The sequence below is a fragment of the Prevotella sp. AGR2160 genome (assembly GCF_000424185.1).
GTDB lineage: Bacteria > Bacteroidota > Bacteroidia > Bacteroidales > Bacteroidaceae > Prevotella.
On sequence record NZ_AUJK01000004.1, the window covers coordinates 147,446 to 163,961 of the forward strand.

Here is a 16,516-nt window from a genome sequence, read left to right on the forward strand (position 1 = left end):
CCTTAGATTTTGGTTGCCTTGCCACCTGCTGCGACGATAGCTTCCTCAGCAGTCTTGGAGAAGGCATTTGCTTCTACTTCAACTTTTGCTTTCAGTTCACCGTTACCGAGAATCTTCACAAGCTTCTTGCCATTGGTCAGACCAGCGGCAACGAGATCAGCGATGGTGATCTTCTCCAGGTTCTTACTCTCAGCAAGGGACTGAAGAGTAGAGAGGTTTACTGCGAAATATTCCTTATGATTGATATTCTGGAAGCCGAACTTCGGCACACGACGCTGCAGAGGCATCTGACCACCTTCGAAACCAATCTTACGCTTGTAGCCAGAGCGGGCTTTGGCACCCTTATGACCACGGGTAGAAGTACCACCGAGGCCCGAACCAGGACCACGGCCGATACGACGACGGGAATGGGTAGCGCCCTCAGCAGGCTTCAAATTATTTAATTTCATCTTGCGTTGACTTTTTAAAGTTGTTATTTGATTACTTCAACGAGGTGATGAACCTTGCGGATCATACCCAGGTTGCTAGGAGTGTCTTCAACTTCAACAACCTGTGAAATCTTGTGAAGACCAAGAGCGATGAGCGTCTTCTTCTGATCGACAGGAGCGCCGATGCGGCTCTTGATTTGCTTGACCTTAATTGTTGCCATTGTGATTATTCTCCTATTATATTAACCGTTAAACACTTTGTCCATAGCGATGCCACGCTCACCAGCAACCTGGTAAGCATCACGCATCTCAGAGAGAGCCTCTACAGTAGCCTTCACCAGAGAGTGGGGGTTGGAAGAACCCTTAGACTTGGCGATGACATCCTTGATGCCTGCGCTCTCGAGGACGGCACGCATAGCACCACCGGCCTTCAGACCGGTACCGGCTGCAGCCGGCTTGAGGAGCACGCGGGCGCCGCCGAATTTCACCTCTACCTCGTGAGGAACAGTGCCTTTGAGCACGGGAACCTTCACCAGATTCTTCTTAGCTGCCTCAGTACCCTTGGCGATAGCTGCGGTGACCTCACCGGCCTTACCGAGGCCATAGCCGATCACGCCCTTGCCGTCACCAACAACGACGATAGCAGCGAATGTGAAAGTACGACCACCCTTTGTAACCTTCGTTACGCGGTTGATGGCAACCAGGCGATCCTTCAGTTCTGTTTCAGTATTTGCTTTAACTTTATTCATTGCCATAATCGTTTAGAATTTGAGACCGCCCTCACGTGCTGCATCAGCAAGTGCCTGTACACGGCCATGATAGAGATAACCATTACGGTCGAAGACAACAGACTCCACGCCTGCGGCCTTGGCCTTCTCAGCGACGAGTGCGCCGACCTTCTTGGCCTGCTCCATCTTCGGCAGTTTCTCCAAGCCGAGTGAAGAAGCGCTGGCGAGGGTCTTGCCCTCAAGGTCATTGATCACCTGTGCATAAATCTGCTTATTGGAGCGGAACACCGTCAGACGGGGGCGCTCAGCAGTACCGTTCACGCTCTTGCGGATACGGAATTTTATCTTGATTCGTCTTTCTACTTTCTTAACTGTCATAATCGTAAGTTTTAAAAATTAAAATTACTTAGCTGCAGCGGTCTTACCAGACTTGCGGCGGATGACCTCACCCTTGAAGAGGATACCCTTACCCTTATAAGGCTCAGGCATACGGAAAGAACGAATCTTAGCGCAGATCATACCCAGCAGCTGCTTATCACAGCTCTCGAGGGTGATGACGGGGTTCTGGTTACGCTCAGACTTAGTCTCTACCTTCACTTCCTTAGGAAGCTGGATAAAGATGGGGTGCGTGTAACCGAGGGAGAACTCAATGAGGTTGCCCTGGTTGCTTACACGATAACCGACACCGACGAGCTCCATAACCTTCTTATAACCCTCGCTGACACCAACAACCATGTTGTTGACCAGAGCGCGATAGAGGCCGTGGAAAGCATGCTTCTGCTTCTCGTCCGTGGCATTATTCTCATCAACAGTAAATTCAACCTGACCGTCAGCGATAGCGACCTTGATGGAGGGATCAATCCACTGGGAGAGTTCACCCTTGGGGCCCTTGACATTGACTACATTTGTCTTCTCGTCGAAAGTAACCGTTACTCCGGCGGGGATGCTAATTGGCAATTTTCCTATTCTTGACATATTCAATCCTCCAATTAATAAACGTAGCAGAGCACTTCACCACCGATTTTGAGGTCGGAAGCCTCTTTGTTTGTCATTACACCTTTGGATGTGGATAAGATAGCGATACCCAATCCGTTGATCACGCGCGGCATGTCCTTATAGCCGGTATAGCGGCGAAGACCCGGGGTAGAGACGCGCTCAAGTTTCTTGATAGCGCTCTGCTTGGTCTTAGGATCATACTTCAGAGCAACTTTGATCGTGCCCTGGGGACCATCCTCGATGAACTTGTAGTTCAGGATGTAGCCCTTTTCGAAGAGAATCTGAGTGATAGACTTCTTCATGTTGGACGCAGGAACTTCGACAACACGGTGATGAGCCATGATCGCGTTTCTGAGTCGAGTCAGATAATCTGCTATTGGATCTGTCATAAAATATAAATGTTTAATTAATCGGGACTCCCCCGACAATATTAAATATGAGTCGTTTCTTGAGTTAGGAGTTAGGAGTTAGAAGATAGGAGTTTCTGAGTCTTCATTCAGCTCTTATAACTTCTAACTTCTATCTCCTAATTACTAACTATTACCAGCTTGCTTTCTTCACGCCGGGGATGAGACCCTGAGAGGCCATCTCACGGAACTGGATACGGGAGAGACCGAACTGGCGCATATAGCCCTTGGGACGACCCGTGATCTTGCAGCGGTTGTGAAGACGGATAGGATTGGCGTTCTTAGGAATGCTCTGGAGCTTGCGGGCAGCCTCGTAAGCCTCGGCGGGATCCTGAGTCGTTGCAATGATCTTCTTCAGTGCGGCGCGCTTCTCAGCATAGCGGGCTACAAGCTTAGCACGCTTTACCTCGCGTGCCTTCATTGATTCTTTTGCCATATCTCTTTAATCGTTTTTAGCGTTCTTGAAAGGAAGACCGAAGGCCTTGAGCAGAGCATAGCCCTCCTCGTCCGTCTTGGCGGAGGTGACGAAGGTGATGTTCATACCCTGGATGCGGTCGATCTGGTCGATGTTGATCTCCGGGAAGATGATCTGCTCCGTTACGCCGAGGGTATAGTTGCCACGGCCGTCGAGCTTGCTCTCGATACCCTTGAAGTCACGGATACGAGGAAGGGCGACGCGGACGAGACGCTCCAGGAACTCATACATGCGCTCACGGCGGAGGGTAACCATCACGCCAATCGGCATCTTCTTACGAAGCTTGAAGTTGGCGATATCCTTCTTGGAATAAGTGGCTACGGCCTTCTGACCGGTGATAGCGGTGAGCTCGTTGATAGCGACGTCGATGATCTTCTTGTCCTGAGTAGCATCGCCGAGACCCTGGTTGATAACAATCTTCTTCAGTACAGGGATCTGCATAGAGGAAGAATAGTTGAACTGCTTCTGCAGAGCCGGAGCAATCTTCTCCTTATACTCTTTCTTTAACTGTGCTGTATCCATTACTTGATTTCCTCCCCGGATTTTTTGGCGATACGCTTCACGGTCTTGCCCTCGCGCTCAATCTTGATGCGCGTAGCCTTACCGCTCTTCGGATCGATCAGACTTACGTTAGAAATATGAATAGGAGCCTCCTGCTTGACGATGCCTCCCTGAGGATTCTTAGCCGAAGGCTTGGTGCTCTTGGATACCATGTTGATACCCTCTACCAGCACGCGCTCCTTATCACGGAGCACCTGCAGCACCTTACCAGTCTTGCCCTTGTCGGCACCGGCGAGGACAATGACCTGGTCGTCTTTCTTAATATGAAATTTTGCCATTCTACTTTTCTGTTTATTGATTAGAGAACCTCAGGTGCGAGAGACACCACCTTCATGTTGACGGCACGGAGCTCACGGGCTACGGGGCCGAAGATACGGCTGCCGCGGAGCTCACCGGCGTTGTTCAACAATACACAGGCGTTGTCGTCGAAACGGATATAGGAACCGTCAGCACGACGGATCTCCTTCTTCGTACGGACCACAAGGGCCTTGCTCACTGCACCCTTCTTCAGATCACTGGAAGGAATGACATTCTGAACGGCTACGACGATAACGTCGCCCACGCTGGCATAACGACGGCCGGTACCACCGAGCACACGAATGCACTTGGCCTCACGGGCACCGCTGTTGTCAGCTACGGTCAGTCTTGATTCTACTTGTATCATTTTTTACTTAGCCTTTTCAATGATTTGTACTAATCTCCATCGCTTAGTCTTCGACAGAGGACGAGTCTCCATGATCTGGACGGTATCACCGACCTGTGCCTCATTGTTCTCGTCATGGACGTGGTACTTCTTTGTCTTCTGGACAAACTTACCGTAAATAGGGTGCTTCTCCTTGAACTTAGCGGCAATAACAATGGTTTTATCCATTTTGTTGCTGATGACAACACCCTGTCTTACCTTTCTTAAATTTCTTGTTTCCATCTGGACCATTATTATTTGTTAAGTTCTCTCTGGCGGAGCTCAGTCTCCATACGTGCGATGTCACGACGAGTACTCTTAATCTGTGATGGATTCTCCAGAGGAGTAACCTGATGGTTGATCTTCATCTGATGAAGGGAAGCCTTTGTAGCCTCCAGCTTTTCGGCCAATTCCTTGGTCTCAAGCGCCTTTACTTCTTTCTGCTTCATAGTTTAAGCGTTTTTATCGTAATCACGACGTACAACAAACTTCGTCTTTACGGGCAGCTTCTGCGCAGCGAGGCGGAGGGCCTCCTTAGCAGTGTCGAAGCTGACACCCTCTACCTCGAAGAGGATACGTCCCGGTGTAACGGGAGCAACCCATCCTGCGGGATCACCTTTACCTTTACCCATTCGGACATCGGCAGGCTTGCGGGTGATAGGCTTATCAGGGAAGATACGGATCCAGACCTGGCCCTCACGGTTCATGTAGCGGTTCAGGGCTACACGAGCGGCCTCAATCTGACGGCTGTCGAGCCATTTGGCCTCAAGGGTCTTGATGCCAAAGGTACCGAATGCCAGTGTCGTACCGCGGTGGGCGTTACCCTTATTACCACGTCCGTCCTGCGGTCTTCTATATTTTACTCTTTTTGGCTGTAACATGATAGCTTTCTACTTTTTAACGGTTATTATTTCTCTTACCACCGCGACGGCCGTTGCGACGATCGCCACGTCCGTTGTTCTGCTTCTCCTGCTGGAAGTTCGGAGCGAGCTCGCGCTTGCCGTAAACCTCACCGCGGCAGATCCACACCTTCACGCCGATGGTACCCACCTTCGTGATAGCGGTAGCAGAGCAGTAGTCGATATCGGCACGGAAGGTATGCAGGGGAGTACGACCCTCCTTGAGCATTTCCTTACGGGCCATTTCTGCACCGTTGAGACGACCGGTGACCTGTACCTTGATGCCCTCAGCACCGGCGCGCATGGTGTTGGCGATAGCCATCTTGATGGCGCGGCGGTAAGCGATCTTGCCCTCTACCTGGCGAGCGATATTGTTGGCAACGATCGTAGCATCGAGGTCCGGCTTCTTCACCTCGAAGATGTTGATCTGGATGTCCTTGTGGAAGATGTTCTTCAGCTCTTCCTTGAGCTTGTCAACATCCTGTCCACCTTTACCAATGACGATACCCGGACGAGCCGTGCAGATGGTAATAGTGATGAGTTTCAGCGTACGCTCGATGACGATGCGAGAAACACTGGCCTTAGCCAGGCGCTCGTTGAGGTACTTACGGATTTTCTGGTCCTCTACGAGGTTGTCACCGAAGTCCTTACCACCGAACCAATTGGAATCCCAACCACGGATAATACCTAAACGGTTGCTAATTGGATTAACTTTCTGTCCCATTCTATCTATTATTTTTCGTCATTGTTTTTTGCATCAACAAAGAGGGTCACGTGATTGCTGCGCTTGCGAATGCGGTAGCCACGGCCCTGCGGTGCCGGTCTCATACGTTTCATTGTTACGCCCGGGTCAACGAAGACGCGGCTCACGTAGAGCTCACCGTCCTCGGCCTTGCGGTCGTTTTTCTGTTCCCAGTTGGCAATAGCGGAACGCAGCAGTTTCTCTACGTCCTTGGCAGCCTGCTTGTTGGAGAACTTCAGTACGCCGAGTGCACGGTTGACTTCCATACCGCGGATCATGTCAACGACATAACGCATTTTGCGGGGAGAGGAGGGACAACCCTTGAGCTTGGCGAAGAACAGATTTTTACGAGCTTCTTTCAGCTGTTCAGCTGCAATATGTTTTCTTGCTCCCATTATTATTGTCTATTTTTAATGGATTGAACCTGATTACTTCTTGTTGTTGCCAGAGTGGCCACCGAAGCGACGGGTAAGCGCGAACTCACCGAGCTTATGACCAACCATATTCTCTGTCACGTAAACAGGAATGAATTTGTTACCGTTGTGGACTGCGATCGTGTGACCTACAAAGTCAGGAGAGATCATGCAAGCCCTGGCCCATGTCTTGACGACATTCTTCTTACCACTCTCGTTCATAGCGAGAATTTTCTTCTCGAGTGATACGTTGATATAAGGACCTTTCTTAAGTGAACGACTCATAACTTACTCTTTATTTATTGTTAGCTCTTTCGATAATGTACTTGTTGGAAAGCTTCTTCGGTGCGCGTGTCTTCAGACCCTTAGCGTAGAGACCCTTACGAGAGCGCGGATGACCACCACTCTGACGGCCTTCACCACCACCCATCGGGTGATCAACAGGGTTCATAACGACACCACGGTTGTGCGGACGACGACCGAGCCAGCGGCTGCGACCAGCCTTACCAGACTGTTCGAGAGCGTGGTCGGAGTTACCGACGGAACCGATAGTAGCTTTGCAAGCACTCAGAATCTGGCGTGTTTCACCAGAAGGGAGCTTAATCACACAATAACTGCCCTCACGAGAAGTCAACTGAGCGAAGTTACCAGCCGAACGGACGAGCAGAGCACCCTGACCGGGACGCAACTCAATGTTGTGAATCACCGTACCCACAGGAATGTTTGCCAGAGGAAGCGCGTTACCGACCTCAGGTGCAGCCTCTGCACCACTCATGAGCTGAGCGCCTACCTCCAATCCATTAGGAGCAATAATGTAACGTTTTTCACCATCTGCGTAGTAGAGCAGAGCGATGCGAGCGCTGCGGTTCGGATCGTACTCGATGCTCTTTACGACAGCAGGCACACCATCTTTCTCTCGCTTGAAGTCGATGAGACGAAATTTACGCTTGTGGCCACCGCCCTTGTAGCGTACGGTCATCTTACCGGTGTTGTTTCGACCACCGGTAGAACGCTTACCGTAAACGAGAGACTTCTCTGGCACGGATGCAGTAATATCCTCGAACGTGCCAATAACCTTGTGTCTTTGTCCCGGAGTAACCGGGTTTAACTTACGTACTGCCATTTTTTATTTAAATATTGCTGTAAAAATCAATTGTGTCGCCCTCTTTGAGAGTGACGATTGCTTTCTTATAAGCATTCTTCTGTCCCTTCACGAGACCTGCCTTGGTGTAACGGGAGGAGCGCTTGCCGGCATAGCGGACCGTGTTGACGTCCTCTACAGTGACATTGTAGAGCTTCTCGATCTCGTTCTTAATCTGGAGCTTATTAGCCTCCGGCTTCACGACGAAAGCGAAGCGGTTAGGGAACTTCTCTGTGATCTTGGTGAACTTCTCAGTTACCAATGGTTTAATAACAAATGCCATATCTAATATCTCCAATTATTTTGTTAAGAGCTCCTCAATAGCCTTCAGAGCAGACTCCGTCATGACGAGCTTGTCAGCATTCAGCACCTTGTAGGTATTGATGTTGCGAGCCTCGATGACATCTGCCTTCGGCAGGTTTCGAGCGGACAAATATACGTTTTTATTTGCTTCCGGCAAAACGACGAGTGCTTTTTGGCCCTCAACTTTCAGATTTTTAACAATGTTTACGAAATCTTTTGTCTTAGGAGCGTCCAAAGCGAAGTCTTCGACGACAATGATCTCACCGTTCTTGGCTGCCTGAGAGAGGGCAGACTTGCGGGCGAGGACGTTGGTCTTCTTGTTGATCTTCTGCTGATAATCGCGGGGCTTCGGACCGAAGACGCGACCACCACCGACGAGGACCGGAGAGTTGATATCACCACGACGTGCACCGCCGCCGCCCTTCTGGCGGATGAGCTTGCGGGTAGAACCGGCGTGCTCACTTCTCTCCTTAGACTTGGCTGTGCCCTGACGCTGTGCGGCGAGGTAAGCCTTGACAGAAAGCCAAAGTACGTGCTCGTTAGGCTCAATGCCGAAAACGCTGTCGTTCAGGGTAACCTTCTTGCCGGTGTCCTGACCGTTGATATTTAAAACACTTACTTCCATTACTTTTCTATGATTACAGTTGAACCTTTGCATCCTGCGACAGAGCCCTTCACAACGAGGAGGTTCTGCTCGGGGATAACCTTTAATACCTGGAGGTTCTGGGTTGTCACCCGGTCACCACCCATCTGGCCACCCATGCGCATGCCCTTGAAGACAATAGCGGGGTAAGAACAAGCACCGATAGATCCCGGCTTACGAGCGCGGTCGTCCTGACCGTGAGTGCTCTGGCCGACACCACCGAAACCGTGACGCTTCACGACACCCTGGAAACCGTGGCCCTTGGAGGTACCGACGATATCAACATACTTTGTGTCGTTGAAGATGTCTACTGTAATCGTGTCACCGAGGTTATACTCCTCGTCAAACTTGAACTCGGCCAAGTGCTTCTTCGGTGTTGTGCCTGCCTTCTTGAAGACTCCCTGCATAGGCTTGGAGGTTCTGCTCTCCTTAGCCTCGCCGAAAGCCAACTGATAGGCTTTGTAACCGTCGGTCTCAACAGTCTTGACCTGCGTTACAACACAAGGACCAGCTTCGATAACAGTGCACGGAATATTCTTACCGTCGGCACTGAAAACGGATGTCATTCCGATTTTCTTTCCTAATAATCCTGGCATTTCAAATAAAATGTTTGATAGATAAAACTTTTTGAATTTTCAGCTGAATGTCTGATTAGACCTTGATCTCTACTTCCACACCAGAGGGGAGCTCGAGCTTCATGAGGGCATCCACGGTCTTTGCGGTAGAGGAGTAGATGTCGATGAGACGCTTGTAGTCGCTCAACTGGAACTGCTCACGAGCCTTCTTGTTGACGAAGGTAGAGCGGTTGACGGTGTAGATACGCTTGTGAGTAGGCAATGGAATAGGACCGCTGACGATAGCGCCTGTAGCCTTGACAGCCTTCACAATCTTCTCGGCTGACTTATCAACCAACTGGTGGTCGTAAGACTTCAGCTTAATTCTGATTTTCTGACTCATTGTTTTGTTTTGATTATTGATTATTGAAAGTGGTACCGGTGACGCCGACCCTTAAGAGTCATTTGCTAAGGGCAGCGCCCCGGACCATATTTATTTTTGCGTTGGTGCAGTATTACAGCAGCTCAGCGTGTCCGTGAACCTCCTCGAGCACAGCCTTGGCGATGCTGGTGGAGACAGGAGCGTGGTGATCATACTCCATAGAAGAGGTAGCACGACCGGAGGTGATGGTACGCAGAGCGGTGACATAACCGAACATCTCTGCCAGCGGAACCATAGCCTTGACGATACGGGCGCCACTGCGAGCCTCGTCCATACCCTGGACCAAGCCACGACGCTTGTTCAAGTCGCCGATGACATCACCCATGTTCTCTTCCGGCGTAACGACCTCGACCTTCATGATCGGCTCCATGAGCACGGGGCCTGCCTTCGGGCAGAGCACCTTGAAAGCCTGGTGAGCGACGAGCTCGAAGGAGAGCTGATCGGAGTCGACGGGGTGGAAGCTACCATCGTTGAGGGTAACCTTCAGGCCGGTCATCGGGAATCCGCCGAGGACACCACTGGAGAGGCAGTCCTTGAATCCCTTCTCTACGGAAGGAATGAACTCCTTAGGCACGTTACCACCCTTGACATTATTGATGAACTGCAGGTCGCCCTCCTCGTAGTCCTCATCCTTAGGAGCGATGGTGACGTCGATGCAAGCGAACTTACCACGACCACCAGACTGCTTCTTATAGGTCTCACGGCTCTGAGCGCTCTTGGTGATAGCCTCCTTGTAGTTCACCTGAGGCTTACCCTCGTTACACTCAACCTTGAACTCACGCTTCAGACGGTCGATGATGATGTCGAGGTGAAGCTCACCCATACCGGAGATAATGGTCTGGCCACTCTGCTCGTCGGTACGAACGGTGAACGTAGGATCCTCCTCAGCGAGCTTAGCGAGACCGTTGTCCATCTTGGCAACGTCAGCCTGGCTCTTCGGCTCAACGGCAACAGAGATCACAGGATCAGGGAAGGTCATGGACTCGAGTACAATGGGGTGATCCTCATCACAGAGAGTATCACCGGTACGGATATCCTTGAAGCCGACACCTGCGCCGATATCACCGGCGTCGATGGTCTCCATAGGAATCTCCTTGTTGGAGTTCATCTGGAACAGACGGCTGATACGCTCCTTCTTACCGGAACGGGGGTTGTAGACATAAGAACCAGCGGCAACCTTACCGGAGTAAACGCGGAAGAATACCAAACGGCCCATGAACGGATCGGTAGCGATCTTGAAGGCCAGAGCGGCTGTCGGCTCGTTCTCGTCCGGCTTGCGGTCCTCTTCCTCACCGGTCTCGGGGTTCGTACCCTTGATGTTCGGGGTATCAAGCGGAGAGGGCAGGAAAGCACAGGTATAGTCGAGCAGCGGCTGTACACCCTTGTTCTTATAAGAAGAACCGAGGGTCATCGGGCAGCACTCCATGGAGACACAGCCCTTGCGCAGTGCGCGGATAATCATATCCTCGGGGATGTCCTTGCCATCGAGGTAGAGCTCCATGAGCTCATCATCGTAGTTGGCAGCGCCCTCGAGCATCTTGTCACGCCATTCGTTTGCCTCGTCAACGAGATCAGCGGGGATATCGTCAACCTCATACTCAGCGCCCATCGTCTCATCGTGCCACAGGATAGCCTTCATCTTGATGAGGTCTACGACACCCTTGAAGTTCTCCTCAGCGCCGATAGGAATCTGTACGGGGATCGGGTTAGCGCCCAGGATGTCCTTCATCTGCTGAACAGTCTCGAAGAAGTCAGCGCCGGAACGGTCCATCTTGTTGACATAACCGATACGGGGAACGTTGTACTTGTCAGCCTGACGCCATACCGTCTCGCTCTGCGGCTGAACACCGTCGGCAGCGGAATAGGTAGCGATAGCGCCATCGAGGACGCGGAGGGAACGCTCAACCTCAGCGGTGAAGTCGACGTGTCCCGGAGTATCGATCAGGTTGATCTTGTACTTCTTGCCAGCGTACTCCCAGTTACAGGTGGTAGCAGCAGAGGTGATGGTGATACCACGCTCCTGCTCCTGAGCCATCCAGTCCATGGTAGCGGCACCATCATGAACCTCACCGATCTTGTGCGTCTTACCTGTGTAGTACAGGATACGCTCAGACGTTGTTGTCTTACCGGCATCGATGTGGGCCATGATACCGATATTACGAGTCAAATGTAAATCGCGATTAGCCATTGTTTTTTAATCCTGAAAATATTGATTAGAATCTGAAGTGAGCGAAAGCACGGTTAGCCTCAGCCATACGGTGCATATCCTCCTTACGCTTGAAGGCACCACCCTGGTTGTTGAAGGCATCGAGGATCTCTGCGGCGAGCTTCTCAGCCATGGACTTACCGCTACGCTTGCGTGCGAAGGCGATGAGGTTTTTCATAGCGATACTCATCTTGCGGTCAGCACGGATCTCCGTAGGTACCTGGAAGGTAGCACCACCGATACGGCGGCTCTTAACCTCTACCTGAGGAGTGATGTTGTCGAGGGCCTGCTTCCAGATCTCCAGAGGACTCTTCTCCTCGTTCTGAGCCTTAGCCTTGACAGTATCCAAAGCGGAATAGAAAATACGGTAGGAAGTATTCTTCTTACCATCATACATCAAGTGATTAACGAACTTGGCGACCATCTGGTCATTGAAGACGGGATCCGGAATGATCACGCGCTTCTTGGGTTTTGCTTTTCTCATTGTTTATTTAAAAATATCATTCTGCGGAGGTTGTACTTTTTCATTATTTGTCTTCAACGCCCGCACCCGGGCATTTACTCAACCTGATTAGTCTTACTCCAGCAAAACTGTTGTTTTAAAAATAAAATTCCTTGTTTAGGGGAGGGGGTGAAGCCTCAGGCTCTCAGGCATCTCCGCCTGTGAGCCCTCGGCATGAATGTCCTGTTTCGGATTACTTCTTCTTAGGACGCTTAGCTCCGTATTTGGAACGGCGCTGGGTACGGTTGGCAACACCGGCGGTATCAAGGGTACCACGAACGATGTGATAACGTACACCAGGAAGGTCCTTCACACGACCGCCACGGACGAGGACGATGCTGTGCTCCTGAAGGTTGTGACCCTCACCGGGGATGTAGGAGTTGACCTCCTTCTGGTTCGTCAGACGCACACGAGCCACCTTACGCATGGCGGAGTTAGGCTTCTTCGGAGTGGTTGTATAGACACGGACGCAGACACCACGACGCTGCGGACAGTTGTCCAGAGCCGGTGACTTACTCTTGTCTACAATCACCTTTCTGCCTTTTCTTACTAACTGTGAAATAGTAGGCATGATTTGATTTTTTTAATTTATATATTTATTTTATTTATTATCAACAGTTTATGCAAACGGGTATAGCATGCCCGTTTCGGGGTGCAAAGGTACGGACTTTTTTTGGAATATCTTTCTGTTGCCGTGACAATTTTCAGTCGAAAAGAAAGATTTATATTTTATTAACGTTTTAAATTCCATTGATGGCAATAAGCGTCCATCAGGCAACGTTGTAGGGACATGATTCATCATGTTCCGAGATTGCTATGAGACCGACTCAAGAACTCCTTATTAAAGATGTATATGAGATTGTCCGCGCCATTCCGACGGGCCGTGTGCTGACCTACGGACAGATTGCCCGCTTGGCCGGTTGGCCGAATCATGCCCGGCTCGTTGGGCGGATCATGAAGGGAGCCTCCTCCGCCGAAATACCCTGTCACCGCGTCCTTGCCGCCAACGGCCGTCCCTCCCCTACCTTTCCCGAACAGCGGGCGCTCCTTGAGGCTGAGGGCGTGCGGTTCAAGGCCAATGGCTGCGTGGACATGAAGAAATACCTGTGGGACATCGTAGGGACATGATTTATCATGGTCCGCCAATACGGATGCGTGGCCGCAACATGGCGGCCACCTACAGACATAAAAAAACAGAGTAACAAATGATTTTGTTTTCATCTGTTACTCTGTCTTATCTTGGGCGGAACATGATCAATCATGTCCCTGCGGGATTAGTTTTCCTTATTGTTGACGCCCGTGCCGAAGGGAGCGATGGTACGGGGACCCTGCTGAGCCTCCTCGGGGAGCTTGATCTTGCCAAACTCCTGCTCATACTTCATGACGTTGCCCTGGAGAGCCTGGAGCAGGCGCTTAGCGTGCTCGGGAGCCATGACGATACGGCTGGAGACGGGAGACTTCGGCATGCCCGGAAGAACGGTGCAGAAGTCGAGGATGAAGTCACTGGAGGAGTGTGTGATGATGGCCAGGTTAGCGTAAACGCCCTTGGCTACTTCGGGAGAGAGCTCAATCTGGAGCTGGTTCTCCGGCTGATTGTTGTTGTTGTCTGCCATTTTAGCTTGTTTTTAATTGTTTCTTTTTAGTTTAACTCTTGCAAAGGTAATAAAATCCCCCCAACTGACCAAGCAGTTGGGGGATTATTTTTCTGTTACGATGTATATCCGTTAGATTTTCACCCAGGAATCTTTCCCATCAGGGTTAATGAGTTTGTTGCGCTTCCATCGGCTGATGACGGTACGGACGCTGTGCTCCTTGCATCCCTCTCCTTTCAGCCTCATCACATCGTCCAAGGTGAAAGTCATCGGCAACTGGTCGAAGAGACGGTTGTTGGCCGACTTGTAGATTCCGGTAGTCGGCGTGAAATCATCCCAACTCTGCTGAAGGAGGTTACCAAAGATTCTCATCTGCTCATACAGCACATACTCGGCCATCATCAAGGCGAAATCGATGCACTTCTTGTCCTCCTTATCGTTGAGCAGGCGGTAAATACATCCGGCGCGGAATCCGATGACGGCGGAACGCTTACGATAGACATCCATCACCTTGTCATCATTCTTCATGGCCTGGATGCGCTTCCCTTCCACCCATTTAGCGATGGCCTTCCGTAGGCGAGGCGTATCGAGGTAGCCCGACTGAGCCCTCAGCTTGGCCACGGCAGTGAGGATATTCTTGTTGTCGGCCTCGCTCCGATGGCCATAGACCGGCATCTTGGCAAAATCATTGTTGGGCATCTCAGCGATGATCATTCGGGATGAGAGGCCGTTCTCCACATTATCTATCCTGAAACATTTCCGCAAGGCCCCATAGGTTCCGAGCATCGTCCAGTTGTACGCCACTTTGACGACACCGCTCTCCGCCATCTCACCATTATAGTCCTGGCCCCACTCGCCATTGTCGAAGGCCACACGATAGATATCGTATTTGTTGGACCAGCTGCCGGCGCCATTGCTCTTGCGCAACGTGTCGAGCTCCTCACCAAAAGAATAGAGGCAATGTCCCTGTGAGTTCTTCAGACGCCTCAGGAGAGTAGAGTTACTGACGGTCGGGGGAACGATGCGGATGATGGTCTTGGGATCCTCAGGGGCACGCTCACTGGCTTTTCTACCGTATTTCTTATGCCGCCAGTCTTCCTCAATCTTGCGGTTGGCGGCATCCTCGTCCTCGAGCGGTTTCTTCCAGACATCAATGACTTCCTTACAGACGCTCTTGCCACTGGCCTGTTCACCGACGATGATCGACATCAGTCCCAGGCGCTGGTAGTTGCCATTGCAATATTTCACCTCGACCTGGTCGGCAAGGGCCCCCGCGATCGTGAGGACGCTGCAAAGGACGGGCATATACATGTTCTCAGGGACACCCACCAGACTTTCCTTCAACCCCATCGGCAGTCGGCGGGCATTGATTTTCTCCCAGGCCTTCTTCGCCGGTTTCGACGCAGTTTGCTGACTTTCTGAGAGTTGACCATTGTCACTGACTTTCTGTTCCGCAAGGGCCAGCATGCGCTGACAAGCCGTTGACATCAACTTACTCTCGTCGTGATAACGATTGTAGAAGTCCTTGATCAATCTCCGGCAATCATCATCCTGAGCGTAATACTCCGGCATCTTCTTGGCCACGACAGCCTCCAACTCCTGACACGACATCAGACGGGCGGCACCGACACTCATGATGGACTGCAGACAGGTATGTCGGGAACCAATGGCATTGATATCCACATGCTCCAACCCGGCTTCCTGGCGACAAAGATCGAAGATCAGGAGATCCTTGCGCATACAACGGTCCGGATATTGCTCCGGAACCTTTTCGGTTACCGCAGCCTTCTCCGACACCTCTGCAGGAGCCTTGTCTGCAACCTTAGCTGCTGCAGGAGCAAAGGAAAAGACGGGATGCTGTTCTGATGAGGGGAAAGCATCGCGGTACATCTGAAGATCATCGTCACTCATCTTTTCGTACCAATGCTCGGAACGATAAATCTCGTCCTCTATCGGCGTGATGAAGATGATGCGCTCGGGAGTGATACAGCTGTGGTCATAGTCAATGCCCATGAGCTCGCTGTACTCTTTCTGGGTCTGTTCGATGTTCATTCCCAAGGGAAGGCGGAGGTCGATGTGCAGTTTCTTCGAGGCGCTATACTCCATGTGGAGGAGTTTGTCGCGCCATTTACCCGGCTGCTCATTGAGTTCCCGCGCCCGGTCAATGGCTGCGGGGACTTTGCCGGCATCATCAATGTCCACACAGGTCTGAAAGAGGAACGACTCGGTCAAAATGGCCGACTGGCAGCGGCGGCCATCCTTGAAGGCGTAGTAATGAGGTGAACGGAAGGGCAACTGCTTCTTCAGGAGTTTGTTGCCCTGTCGGATCTCCGAGACCAGTTCTCGAAGCCAGTTCTCGCGGATCAGTCGGTCATAGTCTGCGAGCGTGAGGGTTGAGATGCGGCCCATGTTACCGGACCGCTGGGGATTGAATGCTATTAAATGCATAAGCTAAAAGAATTTAGTGTTGATAATTACGATCGTTATCCGACTGTATTCCCGATTGTAATTCCGATTTTGATTTCGATCTGCTTTTCTATTCTTTTGGCAAAAGGTTCCGAATAGAATTTTCGATGAATTCGACCGCAAAGTTAGTAAATTATTCCATAGCTTCCAAATCTTGGCACTCCATAACTCCTCATTTTACGCACGTATTTTAGTTAAAGAATCTTAATATCTTTATAAGCAACTGTATTACAGAAGCTTAAATCACCCCCTAATATGCCGTCAATCGACATCATCCGTCGCAAGTCGCAAATCGCAAATCGCAATTTCAATGTTATCACTCCCCCATCCTATAGG

General features: G+C 51.0%; 27 protein-coding genes. 1 reads left to right on the plus strand and 26 read right to left on the minus strand.

What is annotated here, in order from left to right:
• Nucleotides 1-2: 2 nt before the first annotated feature.
• The 24 genes from rplO to rpsL all read right to left on the minus strand — a co-directional run bounded on the left by rplO (nucleotide 3) and on the right by rpsL (nucleotide 12,693).
• Nucleotides 3-449 carry a 50S ribosomal protein L15 gene (rplO, locus tag G604_RS0104500; protein WP_028909513.1) on the minus strand — a complete coding sequence of 149 codons (447 nt, stop codon included), beginning with the start codon at nucleotides 447-449 and terminating at the stop codon, nucleotides 3-5.
• Between the two features lie 23 nt (nucleotides 450-472).
• A complete protein-coding gene (gene rpmD, locus G604_RS0104505; protein WP_028909514.1) occupies nucleotides 473-649 on the minus strand; it encodes a 50S ribosomal protein L30 in 177 nt (58 codons plus the stop codon).
• 21 nt (nucleotides 650-670) lie between these two features.
• Nucleotides 671-1,183, minus strand: coding sequence for a 30S ribosomal protein S5 (gene rpsE, locus G604_RS0104510; protein WP_028909515.1), 513 nt, complete (start codon nucleotides 1,181-1,183; stop codon nucleotides 671-673).
• A 6-nt stretch (nucleotides 1,184-1,189) separates the two neighbouring features.
• Nucleotides 1,190-1,534 carry a 50S ribosomal protein L18 gene (rplR, locus tag G604_RS0104515; protein WP_028909516.1) on the minus strand — a complete coding sequence of 115 codons (345 nt, stop codon included), beginning with the start codon at nucleotides 1,532-1,534 and terminating at the stop codon, nucleotides 1,190-1,192.
• 24 nt (nucleotides 1,535-1,558) lie between these two features.
• The gene (rplF, locus tag G604_RS0104520; protein ID WP_028909517.1) at nucleotides 1,559-2,131 is read right to left on the minus strand and encodes a 50S ribosomal protein L6; all 573 of its coding nucleotides are present in this window, start codon (nucleotides 2,129-2,131) and stop codon (nucleotides 1,559-1,561) included.
• 14 nt (nucleotides 2,132-2,145) lie between these two features.
• Nucleotides 2,146-2,541, minus strand: coding sequence for a 30S ribosomal protein S8 (gene rpsH / locus G604_RS0104525; protein ID WP_028909518.1), 396 nt, complete (start codon nucleotides 2,539-2,541; stop codon nucleotides 2,146-2,148).
• Between the two features lie 151 nt (nucleotides 2,542-2,692).
• Complete coding sequence (gene rpsN, locus G604_RS0104530; protein ID WP_028909519.1) at nucleotides 2,693-2,995, minus strand: 30S ribosomal protein S14; 303 nt, start codon at nucleotides 2,993-2,995, stop codon at nucleotides 2,693-2,695.
• A 6-nt stretch (nucleotides 2,996-3,001) separates the two neighbouring features.
• Entirely contained in the window at nucleotides 3,002-3,556 is a 555-nt protein-coding gene (rplE, locus tag G604_RS0104535) for a 50S ribosomal protein L5 (protein ID WP_028909520.1), read from the minus strand.
• Nucleotides 3,556-3,873, minus strand: coding sequence for a 50S ribosomal protein L24 (rplX, locus tag G604_RS0104540; RefSeq protein WP_028909521.1), 318 nt, complete (start codon nucleotides 3,871-3,873; stop codon nucleotides 3,556-3,558). Before rplX ends, rplE begins: the two co-directional genes overlap by 1 nt.
• 20 nt (nucleotides 3,874-3,893) lie before the next feature.
• Complete coding sequence (gene rplN, locus G604_RS0104545; protein WP_028909522.1) at nucleotides 3,894-4,259, minus strand: 50S ribosomal protein L14; 366 nt, start codon at nucleotides 4,257-4,259, stop codon at nucleotides 3,894-3,896.
• Between the two features lie 3 nt (nucleotides 4,260-4,262).
• Nucleotides 4,263-4,529 (minus strand): 30S ribosomal protein S17, encoded by a 267-nt coding sequence (gene rpsQ, locus G604_RS0104550; RefSeq protein WP_081657651.1) that lies wholly within the window; start codon nucleotides 4,527-4,529, stop codon nucleotides 4,263-4,265.
• A gap of 2 nt (nucleotides 4,530-4,531) precedes the next feature.
• Entirely contained in the window at nucleotides 4,532-4,726 is a 195-nt protein-coding gene (gene rpmC / locus G604_RS0104555; RefSeq protein ID WP_028909524.1) for a 50S ribosomal protein L29, read from the minus strand.
• 3 nt (nucleotides 4,727-4,729) lie between these two features.
• Entirely contained in the window at nucleotides 4,730-5,158 is a 429-nt protein-coding gene (rplP, locus tag G604_RS0104560) for a 50S ribosomal protein L16 (RefSeq protein WP_028909525.1), read from the minus strand.
• 16 nt (nucleotides 5,159-5,174) lie between these two features.
• Nucleotides 5,175-5,900 carry a 30S ribosomal protein S3 gene (gene rpsC, locus G604_RS0104565; protein ID WP_028909526.1) on the minus strand — a complete coding sequence of 242 codons (726 nt, stop codon included), beginning with the start codon at nucleotides 5,898-5,900 and terminating at the stop codon, nucleotides 5,175-5,177.
• A gap of 8 nt (nucleotides 5,901-5,908) precedes the next feature.
• Complete coding sequence (gene rplV, locus G604_RS0104570; RefSeq protein WP_028909527.1) at nucleotides 5,909-6,313, minus strand: 50S ribosomal protein L22; 405 nt, start codon at nucleotides 6,311-6,313, stop codon at nucleotides 5,909-5,911.
• Between the two features lie 33 nt (nucleotides 6,314-6,346).
• Entirely contained in the window at nucleotides 6,347-6,616 is a 270-nt protein-coding gene (gene rpsS / locus G604_RS0104575; protein WP_028909528.1) for a 30S ribosomal protein S19, read from the minus strand.
• A 10-nt stretch (nucleotides 6,617-6,626) separates the two neighbouring features.
• A complete protein-coding gene (rplB, locus tag G604_RS0104580) occupies nucleotides 6,627-7,454 on the minus strand; it encodes a 50S ribosomal protein L2 (RefSeq protein ID WP_028909529.1) in 828 nt (275 codons plus the stop codon).
• A gap of 7 nt (nucleotides 7,455-7,461) precedes the next feature.
• Nucleotides 7,462-7,755 (minus strand): 50S ribosomal protein L23, encoded by a 294-nt coding sequence (gene rplW, locus G604_RS0104585; protein ID WP_028909530.1) that lies wholly within the window; start codon nucleotides 7,753-7,755, stop codon nucleotides 7,462-7,464.
• A 15-nt stretch (nucleotides 7,756-7,770) separates the two neighbouring features.
• Entirely contained in the window at nucleotides 7,771-8,400 is a 630-nt protein-coding gene (gene rplD / locus G604_RS0104590) for a 50S ribosomal protein L4 (protein WP_028909531.1), read from the minus strand.
• Nucleotides 8,400-9,014 carry a 50S ribosomal protein L3 gene (gene rplC, locus G604_RS0104595; protein ID WP_028909532.1) on the minus strand — a complete coding sequence of 205 codons (615 nt, stop codon included), beginning with the start codon at nucleotides 9,012-9,014 and terminating at the stop codon, nucleotides 8,400-8,402. Before rplC ends, rplD begins: the two co-directional genes overlap by 1 nt.
• A 55-nt stretch (nucleotides 9,015-9,069) precedes the next feature.
• Nucleotides 9,070-9,375, minus strand: a complete 306-nt coding sequence (gene rpsJ / locus G604_RS0104600; RefSeq protein WP_028909533.1) for a 30S ribosomal protein S10 — start codon at nucleotides 9,373-9,375, stop codon at nucleotides 9,070-9,072.
• Between the two features lie 112 nt (nucleotides 9,376-9,487).
• Complete coding sequence (gene fusA, locus G604_RS0104605) at nucleotides 9,488-11,602, minus strand: elongation factor G (RefSeq protein ID WP_028909534.1); 2,115 nt, start codon at nucleotides 11,600-11,602, stop codon at nucleotides 9,488-9,490.
• Nucleotides 11,603-11,627: 25 nt separating this feature from the next.
• A complete protein-coding gene (rpsG, locus tag G604_RS0104610; RefSeq protein ID WP_028909535.1) occupies nucleotides 11,628-12,104 on the minus strand; it encodes a 30S ribosomal protein S7 in 477 nt (158 codons plus the stop codon).
• A 211-nt stretch (nucleotides 12,105-12,315) separates the two neighbouring features.
• On the minus strand, nucleotides 12,316-12,693 hold the full coding sequence (rpsL, locus tag G604_RS0104615; RefSeq protein WP_028909536.1) for a 30S ribosomal protein S12: 378 nt from the start codon (nucleotides 12,691-12,693) through the stop codon (nucleotides 12,316-12,318).
• Nucleotides 12,694-12,938: 245 nt separating this feature from the next.
• On the opposite strand from rpsL, the gene G604_RS0104620 reads away from it, so the two are divergent.
• Nucleotides 12,939-13,250, plus strand: coding sequence for an MGMT family protein (locus tag G604_RS0104620; RefSeq protein ID WP_028909537.1), 312 nt, complete (start codon nucleotides 12,939-12,941; stop codon nucleotides 13,248-13,250).
• 146 nt (nucleotides 13,251-13,396) lie between these two features.
• Here G604_RS0104620 and G604_RS0104625 read toward each other — a convergent pair whose 3' ends face one another.
• Nucleotides 13,397-13,735: a DUF3467 domain-containing protein gene (locus G604_RS0104625; RefSeq protein ID WP_028909538.1), complete on the minus strand. Its 339-nt coding sequence runs from the start codon at nucleotides 13,733-13,735 to the stop codon at nucleotides 13,397-13,399.
• A 111-nt stretch (nucleotides 13,736-13,846) separates the two neighbouring features.
• Nucleotides 13,847-16,162, minus strand: a complete 2,316-nt coding sequence (locus G604_RS13555) for a DUF3987 domain-containing protein (protein ID WP_231376041.1) — start codon at nucleotides 16,160-16,162, stop codon at nucleotides 13,847-13,849.
• Nucleotides 16,163-16,516: the final 354 nt, after the last annotated feature.

Excerpts from the sequence above, each read along its gene's own strand:
- rplX (WP_028909521.1), bottom strand. The coding sequence starts at position 3,873 with ATGGCAAAATTTCATATTAAGAAAGACGACCAGGTCATTGTCCTCGCC.
- rplW (WP_028909530.1), bottom strand. The coding sequence starts at position 7,755 with ATGGCATTTGTTATTAAACCATTGGTAACTGAGAAGTTCACCAAGATC.
- rplC (WP_028909532.1), bottom strand. The coding sequence starts at position 9,014 with ATGCCAGGATTATTAGGAAAGAAAATCGGAATGACATCCGTTTTCAGT.
- rplB (WP_028909529.1), bottom strand. The coding sequence starts at position 7,454 with ATGGCAGTACGTAAGTTAAACCCGGTTACTCCGGGACAAAGACACAAG.
- rpsE (WP_028909515.1), bottom strand. The coding sequence starts at position 1,183 with ATGGCAATGAATAAAGTTAAAGCAAATACTGAAACAGAACTGAAGGAT.
- G604_RS13555 (WP_231376041.1), bottom strand. The coding sequence starts at position 16,162 with ATGCATTTAATAGCATTCAATCCCCAGCGGTCCGGTAACATGGGCCGC.
- rpsS (WP_028909528.1), bottom strand. The coding sequence starts at position 6,616 with ATGAGTCGTTCACTTAAGAAAGGTCCTTATATCAACGTATCACTCGAG.
- rpsJ (WP_028909533.1), bottom strand. The coding sequence starts at position 9,375 with ATGAGTCAGAAAATCAGAATTAAGCTGAAGTCTTACGACCACCAGTTG.
- rplV (WP_028909527.1), bottom strand. The coding sequence starts at position 6,313 with ATGGGAGCAAGAAAACATATTGCAGCTGAACAGCTGAAAGAAGCTCGT.
- rpmD (WP_028909514.1), bottom strand. The coding sequence starts at position 649 with ATGGCAACAATTAAGGTCAAGCAAATCAAGAGCCGCATCGGCGCTCCT.
- rpsN (WP_028909519.1), bottom strand. The coding sequence starts at position 2,995 with ATGGCAAAAGAATCAATGAAGGCACGCGAGGTAAAGCGTGCTAAGCTT.
- rpsC (WP_028909526.1), bottom strand. The coding sequence starts at position 5,900 with ATGGGACAGAAAGTTAATCCAATTAGCAACCGTTTAGGTATTATCCGT.
- fusA (WP_028909534.1), bottom strand. The coding sequence starts at position 11,602 with ATGGCTAATCGCGATTTACATTTGACTCGTAATATCGGTATCATGGCC.
- rplE (WP_028909520.1), bottom strand. The coding sequence starts at position 3,556 with ATGGATACAGCACAGTTAAAGAAAGAGTATAAGGAGAAGATTGCTCCG.
- rplN (WP_028909522.1), bottom strand. The coding sequence starts at position 4,259 with ATGATACAAGTAGAATCAAGACTGACCGTAGCTGACAACAGCGGTGCC.
- G604_RS0104620 (WP_028909537.1), top strand. The coding sequence starts at position 12,939 with ATGAGACCGACTCAAGAACTCCTTATTAAAGATGTATATGAGATTGTC.
- rpsQ (WP_081657651.1), bottom strand. The coding sequence starts at position 4,529 with ATGGTCCAGATGGAAACAAGAAATTTAAGAAAGGTAAGACAGGGTGTT.
- rplO (WP_028909513.1), bottom strand. The coding sequence starts at position 449 with ATGAAATTAAATAATTTGAAGCCTGCTGAGGGCGCTACCCATTCCCGT.
- rplR (WP_028909516.1), bottom strand. The coding sequence starts at position 1,534 with ATGACAGTTAAGAAAGTAGAAAGACGAATCAAGATAAAATTCCGTATC.
- rpsH (WP_028909518.1), bottom strand. The coding sequence starts at position 2,541 with ATGACAGATCCAATAGCAGATTATCTGACTCGACTCAGAAACGCGATC.
- G604_RS0104625 (WP_028909538.1), bottom strand. The coding sequence starts at position 13,735 with ATGGCAGACAACAACAACAATCAGCCGGAGAACCAGCTCCAGATTGAG.
- rpsG (WP_028909535.1), bottom strand. The coding sequence starts at position 12,104 with ATGAGAAAAGCAAAACCCAAGAAGCGCGTGATCATTCCGGATCCCGTC.
- rpsL (WP_028909536.1), bottom strand. The coding sequence starts at position 12,693 with ATGCCTACTATTTCACAGTTAGTAAGAAAAGGCAGAAAGGTGATTGTA.
- rplF (WP_028909517.1), bottom strand. The coding sequence starts at position 2,131 with ATGTCAAGAATAGGAAAATTGCCAATTAGCATCCCCGCCGGAGTAACG.
- rplP (WP_028909525.1), bottom strand. The coding sequence starts at position 5,158 with ATGTTACAGCCAAAAAGAGTAAAATATAGAAGACCGCAGGACGGACGT.
- rpmC (WP_028909524.1), bottom strand. The coding sequence starts at position 4,726 with ATGAAGCAGAAAGAAGTAAAGGCGCTTGAGACCAAGGAATTGGCCGAA.
- rplD (WP_028909531.1), bottom strand. The coding sequence starts at position 8,400 with ATGGAAGTAAGTGTTTTAAATATCAACGGTCAGGACACCGGCAAGAAG.